The 11,458-nt window shown below is 36.8% G+C and carries 9 protein-coding genes and 1 pseudogene; 5 read left to right on the forward strand and 5 right to left on the reverse strand.

The features are described from left to right. Positions 1-126: 126 nt before the first annotated feature. The 4 genes from H1P_RS25455 (at position 127) to H1P_RS25465 (ending at position 3,467) form a co-directional block, all read left to right on the forward strand. On the forward strand, positions 127-426 hold the full coding sequence (locus tag H1P_RS25455) for an oxidoreductase C-terminal domain-containing protein (RefSeq protein ID WP_144872734.1): 300 nt from the start codon (positions 127-129) through the stop codon (positions 424-426). Positions 427-572: 146 nt separating this feature from the next. Continuing rightward, a complete protein-coding gene (locus tag H1P_RS25460; protein WP_144872737.1) occupies positions 573-2,090 on the forward strand; it encodes a GMC oxidoreductase in 1,518 nt (505 codons plus the stop codon). Positions 2,091-2,221: 131 nt separating this feature from the next. Continuing rightward, positions 2,222-2,410 carry a hypothetical protein gene (locus H1P_RS37725; RefSeq protein WP_222427230.1) on the forward strand — a complete coding sequence of 63 codons (189 nt, stop codon included), beginning with the start codon at positions 2,222-2,224 and terminating at the stop codon, positions 2,408-2,410. 70 nt (positions 2,411-2,480) lie between these two features. Beyond that, on the forward strand, positions 2,481-3,467 hold the full coding sequence (locus H1P_RS25465; protein WP_144872740.1) for a phosphotransferase: 987 nt from the start codon (positions 2,481-2,483) through the stop codon (positions 3,465-3,467). A gap of 22 nt (positions 3,468-3,489) precedes the next feature. On the opposite strand, the gene recJ is transcribed toward H1P_RS25465, so the two are convergent. After that, entirely contained in the window at positions 3,490-5,799 is a 2,310-nt protein-coding gene (gene recJ, locus H1P_RS25470) for a single-stranded-DNA-specific exonuclease RecJ (RefSeq protein WP_144872743.1), read from the reverse strand. A gap of 120 nt (positions 5,800-5,919) precedes the next feature. On the opposite strand from recJ, the gene H1P_RS25475 reads away from it, so the two are divergent. Then, positions 5,920-7,371 carry an ABC transporter substrate-binding protein gene (locus H1P_RS25475; RefSeq protein WP_144872746.1) on the forward strand — a complete coding sequence of 484 codons (1,452 nt, stop codon included), beginning with the start codon at positions 5,920-5,922 and terminating at the stop codon, positions 7,369-7,371. Between the two features lie 164 nt (positions 7,372-7,535). Here H1P_RS25475 and H1P_RS25480 read toward each other — a convergent pair whose 3' ends face one another. From H1P_RS25480 to H1P_RS39010, 4 genes and pseudogenes are all read right to left on the reverse strand, one after another. Beyond that, the gene (locus H1P_RS25480) at positions 7,536-8,492 is read right to left on the reverse strand and encodes a nucleotidyl transferase AbiEii/AbiGii toxin family protein (RefSeq protein WP_144872749.1); all 957 of its coding nucleotides are present in this window, start codon (positions 8,490-8,492) and stop codon (positions 7,536-7,538) included. Positions 8,493-8,504: 12 nt separating this feature from the next. Then, a complete protein-coding gene (gene uvrB, locus H1P_RS25485; RefSeq protein ID WP_144872752.1) occupies positions 8,505-10,514 on the reverse strand; it encodes an excinuclease ABC subunit UvrB in 2,010 nt (669 codons plus the stop codon). A gap of 5 nt (positions 10,515-10,519) precedes the next feature. Next, positions 10,520-11,020, reverse strand: coding sequence for a phosphoribosyltransferase (locus H1P_RS25490; protein WP_144872755.1), 501 nt, complete (start codon positions 11,018-11,020; stop codon positions 10,520-10,522). Positions 11,021-11,331: 311 nt separating this feature from the next. Then, positions 11,332-11,458, reverse strand: a pseudogene (locus tag H1P_RS39010) (UvrD-helicase domain-containing protein); the annotation flags it as partial.

Genomic DNA, 11,458 nt, shown 5'->3' on the forward strand with positions numbered 1-11,458 from the left:
AAAAAGCGAAAGAAGAGAATAAATCAGCTTAAGGAGTTCCCATTTTCCAATCAATCAAGTTGATTTTCTGAATCTATTTATTTATTGCATTGACTAAATATTCAATCTACTTAGTCTAAACTCCAGTTGGCTAAGAGCGGTTTGCGGACTACTTCTACGATTGTTCCTTTCTTTTGGTCTGGTCAATACGATGTCAAACTACGCTATGTGGGACACGCAGAACAGTGGGATGAGATATATATAGATGGCAATTTAGATAAATCAGAATTTCTTGCATTCTATCTACAAAATAACAAAGTCATGGCAGTGGCAGGAGTGAACAGAGATCGAGAGCTTGCAGCCGTATCTGAATTAATGCGCCAACAAAAAATGCCCAATGCAACAGAAATCAAGGATCGATTGATAGATTGGCTTGACATAGTTTAAAAATCGCGCTCGCGATTAGCTATTAGCTTAGAGCTATTTTTAAGTCACCGCATTTCGCGATCAAAAGTTAGCAATTAAAGGTAGTGAAGGCGGAACAATCAACCACTAACCACTAACAACCAACCATAAATAACCAATCATAAACCATGAAACACTACGACGTAATTATTATCGGTGCGGGTGCAGGTGGCGGTACAGTAGCTTATTCCCTCGCCCCCACAGGAAAACGCATCCTAATCTTGGAAAGAGGCGGATATTTGCCTAAAGAAGACGACAACTGGAATCCCGATGCTATTTTTCAGGGGAGAAAGTATCAAATACCAGAGAAATGGCTGAATAAAGATAATAATGCTTTCTTACCCCAAGCTTTTTATAACGTTGGTGGTAACACTAAAGTCTATGGCGCAGCTTTACAACGGATGCGGGAAGCGGACTTTGGAGAAGTTAAACATCAAGATGGTATTTCCCCCGCTTGGCAATTAAGCTATCAAGACATTGAACCTTATTACACTCGCGCCGAAAGCATCTTTAAAATCCACGGACAAAAAGGAGAAGAGCCAACTGAACCACCCATGTCGGCGGAATATCCCTTTTCTCCTTTACCCCATGAACCAAGAATGCAGGAAGTTGCAGACGACCTACAGAAATTAGGTTTGCATCCTCACCATTTGACATTAGCAGTAGATCGTAATGTAGAAGATCCCGAAAATAGTCCCTGTATTCGCTGTGCAACCTGTGACCCTTATCCTTGTAAAATCGATGCCAAAATGGATGCACAAAAAGCCTGTGTCGATCCTGCTACGGAATACGAAAATGTAGAACTCAAAATAAACACCCTGGTAACTAGATTAATTACTGATGAGAGTGGTACGAAAGTCAAAGCGGTAGAAGTCGAAACTGACGGTAATCAAGAACAATATACCGCCGATACTTTTATTCTCTCCTGTGGCTCAATCAACTCCGCAGTTTTGCTCTTAAAATCAGCCAACAATAAACATTCCAATGGCTTGGCAAATTCTTCAGGAATGGTAGGGCGCAACTTAATGTTACACAACCATTCTACCTTAATTGCGATCGCTGATAAACTTAATCCTACTACTTTCCAAAAAACTCTGGGCTTTAATGATTTTTATTTTGGTAGTCCCGAACACGATTATCCTCTGGGACAAATCCAAATGACGGGTAAATCACAGTGGAATCGATTAGCTATTTTTTCTCCCGACTCTGTTCCTAAACCAACTTTAGAATACATGGCAGAACACTCGGTAGACTGGTGGTTGACTAGCGAAGATTTACCCGATCCTAACAATCGTATTACCCTAACTGAATCAGGCAAAATTAAAGTGGATTTTACCCCCAATAATCTTAAAACCCACAATGACTTTCTGAATATGTGGCAGGGATATCTGCGTAAAATAGGCTTTTTCATGTTTATGTCTAAAAAAGTGCCTCTTTCGGCAGTCTGGCATCAGGTAGGTACTTGTAAGTTTGGTTCAGACCCCAAAACCACTGTTCTTGACCTCAACTGTCGCACTCATGATCTAGAAAATCTCTATGTCGTTGATGGTAGTTTTTTTCCTTCTATGGGTGCAGTAAATCCTACTTTAACCATTGTGGCAAATGCTCTACGAGTCAGCGATCATCTAAAAAATAGTTTGGGATGAAAATTGTAGGATGTGTTTCGTTAAAAAATGATTAGCATTCTTGGCAAAAAGTAAAAAGACTGGCTAGCAATTATGGCGTTGCTGATTTAGCGAACGAGTGCGCGACGGCGAAGCCGAGTCCTTTAGGGGTCTTGGGCGGGGCTTACAAGTTCTGCCGTGAAACGACAGAATCAGCCCCTTGGGTTTCCCTCAATGAGCAACTCGTTCAAGACAGGTATGAAACCGATAGTAACACTGTATCCCATCATTTTTGGTTATGGAACTTTCTGATTAACCGTATAGATGAATACTTTTTGCGTGTCAGAAGGCTAGTACGTTAGTTATAAATAGACCCTTGTACTAGTATGGGGGGTCTTTGCCGTATACCCAAGGAATCTTGGCTCTAATCTCATGAGAGATTTGTTCCCCGCAGTTTACTCTACTTTATCGCCCCAAGCATTGATCGAGTTAGTTTTGGATAATTACGACTTGGGTTATGTGGATAAGTGTTTACTGTGGAATCGTGGCTTAAGTGATGTTTATTTGGTAGAATCTGCGAGTAAGTCCTATATTTTACGAATTTCTCATCATCATTGGCGATCGCGTTTAGACATCGATTTTGAATTAGAACTACTCAATTTCTTACATCAACGCTATTTTCCTGTAGCTTACCCCATTGCTACTATAGATAATGCATTATATGTAACAATTCCTGCGTTAGAAGGCGATCGCTATGCTGCTTTATTTTCCTACGCAGAAGGCTCTATACCCCTTGGCGATTTAAACCCCACCCAAAGTAATATTTTTGGGCAAACATTGGGAAAACTTCACGATATAGGATTAGATTTTGCCTATCACGCACCACCCAAGGCTTTAACTTTAGAGTATTTGTTGGATAGCTCGATAACAGCGATCGCTCCTTTTCTGCGAGAAAACCATCAAGACTTGGACTATCTCAAACAAAAAGTTCATGATATCAAAGAGCAATTAGTAGATTTACCTCAAAAGTCTCCTTATTGGAGTGTTTGCTGGGGCGATCCTCATAGTGGGAATGCTCATTTTACTCCAGATAATCAAATCACTATTTTTGATTTTGACCAATGTGGTTATGGCTGGCGTGCTTTTGATGTGGCAAAATTTCTTCAAGTGTCTTTGCGTACTGGTATTAGTCGAAATATTCGTGATGCTTTTTTTGAAGGTTATAAAGCAGTAAACTCTTTGACTGACAAGGAATGGAATTGTTTACAAGCTTTAACGCAAACTGCTCACATTTGGGTTTGGGCAATTAATATTGAAGCAGCAGCAATACATTGTTGGTCAAGACTAGACCATCGTTATTTCCAAAAACGCCTCGAACAGTTGAAGTGTTTAGATTCATCTAGTTGGCAACTCTTTTAGCAGTAATCAGTTATCAGTTAAATTAAGATTCAATATGCTTAGTAATAACTGGTAGAGGAACTTGTGTGAAATAACGCTGTTGAAATTGTTCTTCTGCTACTGTAGATAAGAAGGAATCGATCGCTGCTGTAGCATTATTTTGTATTTGATGATTTCCTTGAGTGAATTGATAAGTTTGTCCTGTATGGTTATAGCTAAAGCCAATATTAACTAGGGCTTGTAAACCTAATTCAAAAGAGCGATCGCTTATTGCTAATTTTTCTTTTATTTGTTCTTTACTAACAGTTTTTTTGGTACGAGAGAGATATTTAACAATTCCAATTAATTGTTGCCAAGTTTTTGATGCTTCTGTAGTTTCAGGAGCATTATAATTTAAGACTAATTTTTGTGCTCTTTTTACTGCATAATGATATTTTTGTTGGATTTCATTCCATTGTATGGGGCAATCATTTTGCAGCACGAAAGATAGATTGTTAGAGTTAAAAGTTTCTACGTTATCCTTATTACGACGATCTATTATATATTTTTCTTGGGTACTAGAAGTTTGTAAATTGTGATTATTGTTGGCTAATTGAAGATCGATTAAGCGGACTTCATAGCGTTTGTTAAAGGTATTAAAATCTAACTCTACTACAACATTACAATTAGTATTTTCGGGTATTTCATCTTTATAATGTCCCCACCATAACCCAGGAAAAGGGCGTTCAAAAGATTTATCAATTAAATTAAAAGTGGTTTTAATATATTTTACTTTTCCGCCATTTTTATCTTTAATATTGCTGTGCCAAGGATTGAGAAAGCGACAGTTTTTAATTAATAGTTTGGGGGCAGGGTTTCCCATGCCACAGGGTTCGATTAGTTTTAATTCTTGAAAAAGATTTTTTCCTAAATCGGCAACGGTAACAGTTAAATCGACATCTAAAATTTGCTCTGTATTGGTAATATCTAATTGTTGCTTTAATTGCTGTTCGATTCCTTGTTTAAATAGGGGCAAATTCTCTTTTAATAAGCTCAATCCCGCAGCAAAAGGATGTCCCCCAAAGCGATGCAATAAATGAGCTTGGGAATTAACTAATTGATATAAGTCAATATTATTAACAGATCGCGCCGATCCTTTCACATAAGTATTACCTTCACTATCAGTACTACTATTTAATAAAATGGTGGGGCGATTATATTGTTGAGCAATTTGCCCTGCAACTAATCCTAATACTCCCCCTTGCCATTGTTCATCTTCCAAAACAATTACATTGGTAGTAGAAAGATCGAGGCGAGATACCTTTTTTTCTACTCGATCTAAAGTATCTTTTTGTAATGATTTGCGTCTAGTATTAGCTAATTCTGTTTCGGAAGCTAACTCTTGACAACGCTTAATATCCTGACTGGTGAGTAATTCCACTACATAGCTAGCATCACCATGAATACGACTTACTGCATTTATTCTAGGCCCTAAACCGAAAGAAATATCCGTAGGGCGATCGCCTGTTTTCTGGCATAATTCTAATAGTTTGGTTACTCCTGGGCGATTTGCGGTTGCAGGATTGGCTTGTTTTTTTAACTGTTTAATACCCTGTTGCGCTAGATAACGACAGTCTCCTTTTAACTCTACTAAGTCGGCAATCAAACCAATGGCAACTAAATCCAATAAATACTCTAAAGGCTGTTGGGGAATATGGGGTAAAGCGTTGTAAAGGGCTTCCACTAACTTATAAGCGGTTGCTACCCCAGAAAGAGAATATAAAGGATGCTCTGTAGGAAAATAACGGGGATTGATAATAGCTGTTACAGGGGGGCGATTGGGGGGTAAGGTATGATGATCTGTCACAATTACATCAATACCTAATTTCGCAGCATATTCAATCTCTGTAATATTAGTGCTACCAGTGTCGCAAGTTACGATTAATTTTGTACCCGATGCAGCCAATTGAGCAATGCCAGTATGATTTAAACCGTGGGATTCTGTCAGACGATTGGGAATATAGTAACTAAGCAGGATATCCTGGGAGAAAAATTGTCCTAATCCTTCCCATAAAACGCTAGTAGAAGTTACACCATCTGCATCGAAATCACCCCAGATAGTTACCTTTTCCTTGTCAGCAAAAGCAGTTTGCAAACGAGCGATCGCCTGTACCATTTCCTCGCCAAAAGCAGCCGCACCCGTTGGTTGATAACAATCGGGATCGATATATCCTGGTAACTCCTCTACATCTCTAATACTTCTTTGCCATAATAATTGTGCAGCAAACTCTCCTTTAGAATTAGGAGTGTATGATTTAACAGCATCGATAAACCATTGGGGAATTTCTTCTGTAGATACTAATTGCCATTTCATCTTTGCTAATTGTTAATTGTCGATGTGTTGATGGTTAATGATTGGTTGTAGCTGAATTATTTTGATGGCGCAAGCCTTATATCCCACGAATGATTACTGACTTTTGACTCCTAAAAAACGATGGCACAAAAAAATGAAACTTCAGTACTAATACTATCTTTATTAATTACTTTAGGGGTAATTGGTGGCGGATGGTGGTTTTTTAAGCAAAATAATTCCTTTACTGGTAATAATCCACAATCATCAACTGATGTACCTAATAAATCACAGCAACCAAAACCCACTACTGCGATAGATTCTTTAATCAGTACAGGAAATCGACTTTTAATTACAGAAGGTAGTAGTAATAATAAAGAAACTGCCGTTACAGCTTTAAATAAAGGCGATTATGAGCAAGCCGTTTCCATGCTAGAAGCCTCTTTAAAAACTAAGCGTAACGATCCCGAAGCTTTAATTTATCTCAATAATGCCCGTATTGGAAATGATGCATCTCATACTTTGGTAGCATCTGTACCTATTAGCTCAAGTGTCAATACGGCTAAAGAATTATTACGGGGAGTCGCCCAAGCACAAGATGAAATCAATCAAAATGGTGGTATTGCAGGAAAACTCTTAAAAATTGCGATCGCTGATGATGGTAACAATTCCGAGACAGCACAACAGCTAGCCAATGCTTTTGCCAAAGATGACTCTGTTTTAGGCGTAATTGGGCATTTTTCTAGTAGTGTCACCCTAGCTACTGCTCCTATTTATCAAGAAAATAATTTAGTCTTAATTTCCCCCACTAGCACCTCTGTAGAGATTTCAGGAGCAAGTGATTATGTCTTTCGTACTGTTCCTAGCGATCGCTATGCGGGTAATGCGTTGGCAAAATATCTTTTACAAACTTTAAAACAACGCAAAGCAGCTATCATTTACACTTCCGAAAGTAATTACAGTAAATCCTTACAAAATATTTTTAAAACCGAAGTCTTATCTAGTGGTGGTGAGATTGTAGCCGAATTTGACTTTGCTCAACCTAACTTTAATGTAGCGGATATTGTGCAAAAAGCACGACAAGAAGGCGCAGAAGCTTTAATTTTGTTTCCTAGTGCTGCTTTTCCTAATACAGTTAATAATAGTCTGGCTATCATCCAAATAAACAATGGAAACTTACCTCTTTTAGGAGGAGATAGTCTATATCGCCCCGAAACATTGAAAATTACAGGGGAATCAGGTAAAGGTGTGGTGCTAGCTGTACCCTGGCATATTCTTAGCCATCTTGACTCTAGTTTTCCTCAGAATGCGACTTGTTTATGGGATGGAGATATTAATTGGCGCAGTGCTTTAGCTTACGATGCGACTCAAGCATTAGCCGAAGCAATTTCGATTAACCCTACTCGTCAAGGTATTCAAGAGGCTTTAAGCTCTGATAATTTTAGTATTTCAGGTGCTTCTGGGAACGTGAAGTTTTTGCCATCAGGCGATCGTGATAAAGCAGTACAATTAGTGCAAATTCGATCGGGTAACCGCTCTAGTTTTGGTGTGGATTTTGTTCCTATCTCTCTTCGGCCATTTTCCGCTATTTACTAATTTTATGCGCTGCTTGATTTTTTATTAGTAAATATTTCATACCTGTGTTTGGTACAACGCGGAGAATTTTCCTTATTCCCGATCCTTTAATCTCGATCCTTGAGCTAATCGGGGTGAGGGATGAAAAAGAATACTGAGTAACCGATGATTTATATTTAGAATGACTAATTATCTAAATAATCATAGTTTGTTTCTGGAAAAGTTCTTTCTGTTGTATCAAAATTAAAATCTTGAGCTAATAAATCTAAACCATTAATAACTTGAGCTGGGTTATCAATTTGCAGAATGGAAAAACATTCTTCTCTGTATTCTGGTTTAGCTTGAAAATTAATAATTGCTTCTTTTAATGGTTCTATAACAGGATAAGCTTGCTCTGCTTTATGAAAAGCTTCTTCTGGAAAGGGAGAATGTATTCTTGCTATGGCTAAATCGATTAAATCTCTTGATTTTACGGAATTATCCAGCCAGCGATCGCTATTAGCTAAGAGTTTTTCAGCAATACGATCCTTAAAATTAAGACAGGGAACAGGACTCCAATTAGGATATTCTGGTTGTTCTAAAGCAATTCTACCTTCTGCAACAATTTCTATTTTTATAATCGTATTTTTAATCAAAACAGGAAAACGAATGCCATATTGATCTGATTTAATGGCTTGAGGTAGTTCAATCTCTTTAGTATCTGAAAATAAGGCATCATAACCTAATGAATAAATTTGCTGTCTTAATTGTCGATAGCCTTCACCAACGCCACAAATACAATCAATATCTTTGCTTAAACGATATTCGCCATAATCTAAACTAAAGAGAGTTCCACCACCAAAATAAGCACCGTAATCTAATAAATATTTGGCATTAAAAGTAGACAAAACTGTCAAAATAAGACGATGAAATTCTCTTTTGAACATAGATAAATTATTAATAATTAAATCAGAATTATAATAGTGGCATAATTGCTTAATAAAAGATATTTCTTCAGTGCTTGGTGTTGCTAAAATTCCACAGTATCGCCAATTTCTCTCATAAATTTGCAGCATCTCTTTGGGTAATAATCGATAAATATCGTCTATTTGCCAACAAATAGCTGAGAGAAAAGGTAAGTTCTGAGGGGGATTTAAAAGCATATTTACTTTTGTTTAATTGGGTAATTTTTTACCTAATAATTTATCCCGTAATTTTTGAATGCGATCGCGATATTTGGCAGCAGTTTCAAATTCTAAGTTTTTGGCTGCTTCCTTCATTTGGGCTTCTAATTGTTCGATTAATTCGGGGACTTTTTCTAAGGGTAATTCGTCAGATTGTTCGTAGATTTCTTCTAATTGTTCGGAATTTAAACGGCGAGATAAGTCTAAGAAATTGAGAATAGAGTTATCTGCTTGTTTAAAGATAGGTTTGGGAGTGATATTGTTTCTTTTGTTATAAGCGATTTGAATATTGCGTCTTCTTTCTGTTTCTTCGATGGCTCGCATCATGCTTTTTGTTAAGTTATTAGCATACAAGATTGCTTGTCCTTTTATATGACGTGCTGCTCTTCCTATAGTTTGAATAATTGAGCTTTCAGAACGTAAGAAACCTTCTTTATCTGCATCAAGAATGGCTACTAAAGATACTTCTGGTAAATCTAAACCTTCCCGCAATAAATTGACTCCAATTAAAACATCAAATTCACCTTTTCTCAGAGCTTGTAAAATTTCTATTCTTTCAAGAGCTTTAATTTCTGAATGAAGATATTGTACTTTAATTCCTCTTTCTGCAAAATATTCGCTCAAGTCTTCAGACATCCTTTTCGTCAGAGTAGTAATTAAAACTCTTTCTTGAAGTTTTATTCTGGTTTTAATTTCCCCTAAAAGATCGTCTACCTGTCCATCAGTAGGACGTACTAAAATTTCAGGATCGATTACTCCTGTAGGACGAATGATTTGCTCGATAATTCTTTTATCTGACTGTTCTATTTCCCAATTACTAGGAGTTGCCGAAACAAAGATACATTGATTTACTTTGTGCCAAAATTCATCAGATTTTAAAGGACGATTATCCGCAGCCGAAGGTAAACGAAACCCATGATCGATTAAGACTTTTTTGCGCGCGCGATCGCCATTATACATTCCTCTGATTTGGGGTACACTAACATGGGATTCATCTACTATTAATAACCAGTCATCAGGGAAGTAGTCTACCAAGCATTCTGGAGGTTCACCAGAGTTTCTTCCTGCTAAATGACGGGAATAGTTTTCCACACCATTGCAATAGCCTACTTCTTGTAACAGTTCTAAATCATAACGGGTTTTTTGTCTTAATCTTTGAGCTTCTAAGAGTTTATTTTCTGCTTCTAATTCTCTTAGTCTATTGTCTAATTCTGCTTTAATATCAGTGCAAGCTATTTCTAATCTTTCTTCTGGAGTAACAAAGTGACGTGCTGGATAAATACTAATAGTTTCAAAATTAGCTAAAATTTCTCCTGTAAGGGGATCGACATAGCTTAAGCTATCAATTTCATCGCCAAAAAAATCAATGCGAATAATCCGATCTTCATAAGCGGGAACTATTTCTAAAACATCTCCTTTTACTCTAAAGTTCCCTCTTCCTAGCTCCATATCATTTCGAGAATATTGCACGCCAACAAAACTTCTGATTAATTCCCGCATATTAATTTCTGTACCTAATTCCAGCTTAATTGCTGCTTTGAGGTATTCTACGGGCATTCCTAAACCATATATGCAGCTAATAGAAGCAACCACAATTACATCTTTTCGCTCAAAAAGCGATCGCGTTGCTGAGTGACGCAACATATCTATTTCATCATTAATCGAAGCTGTTTTTTCTATGTAAGTATCGGTAACAGGAATATAAGCTTCTGGTTGATAATAATCGTAATAACTAATAAAATACTCTACCGCATTGTTAGGAAAGAATTGTCTTAACTCATTACACAACTGAGCAGCTAAAGTTTTATTATGAGCTAGCACTAATGTGGGACGATTAATTTGCGCCACTACTTGCGCTACCGTAAAAGTCTTACCCGTACCCGTCGCTCCTAAAAGAGTTTGGAAGCGATTACCTTCTGTTAGAGATTTAGTTAACTGTGCGATCGCATCTGGTTGATCTCCCATGGGTTTAAAGGGAGCTTTTATTTTGAATTCATTCATTATTGTTATCTGATTAAAGATTCTATTGCAATATTTTCGTAAATTTCAAAAGGTTGATGTATCCAAGGATTATCGGCTAAGTAATCTACATAATAATCAGGTTCACATACAGAACAGCTTTTACACCAAATTACTGCGGTTTTAAGTTCGGTAATTTCTCCCCGATAGCGTTCTTGTAACCATTTTTGTGCTACTTGTAAACTAATTCCTGAATCTACTAAATCATCAGCCAGTAAAACCCTTCCTGAAAGAGTTTTTTCCGTCATAGAAATATTTTGGGATACTGTGATTTTGCCACGGGTTTGATTATTTTCTCCTCCATAAGAAGCAGTGGAAAGAACTGCTAATGGGACATCAAAAATGCGACATAAAATATCTCCTACCCTTAATCCTCCCTTCGCTAAACAAACAATGCGATCGCATTTCCAGCCAGATTGATAAATTTTAATGGCTAAGGCTTCAATTTTTTGATGGTATTCTGTCCAAGAGATGTATAAATCACTCATTTAATTAGGTAATAGATAATAGATAATTAGTATTTTACTGATTCAAAGTATAAAAAAATAATAGTAATATTTTAAGCTGTTGACTGTTAGCTATTAACTCTTAGCTTTTGAGATTGACTTTCAATTACATAAAGTACATTTTTGTTGTCTTAGTAAATCAATATTTGATAATCAGCTATGATAACAATCCCAGAGGTCAATTTATATATTGTCTATATGAACTAAAGTGTTAAGGATTTATTGCAATATAGTCATAAGTAATGTATTCGATAGAGAATTGTAAAGCATCTTACTCAATATAATTTTAGAGGCCAATAACCTAAAATAGATTCATTTTGCTCAAATAATCTTACAGGAATTAAAATTAAATCATCAAAATCTAACGCATTATTAGCAGCCAGCCGAGATTGATACTCGTTGTAAACTTCTGCTAGCACT

It is taken from the genome of Hyella patelloides LEGE 07179 (assembly GCF_900659865.1).
GTDB lineage: Bacteria > Cyanobacteriota > Cyanobacteriia > Cyanobacteriales > Xenococcaceae > Hyella > Hyella patelloides.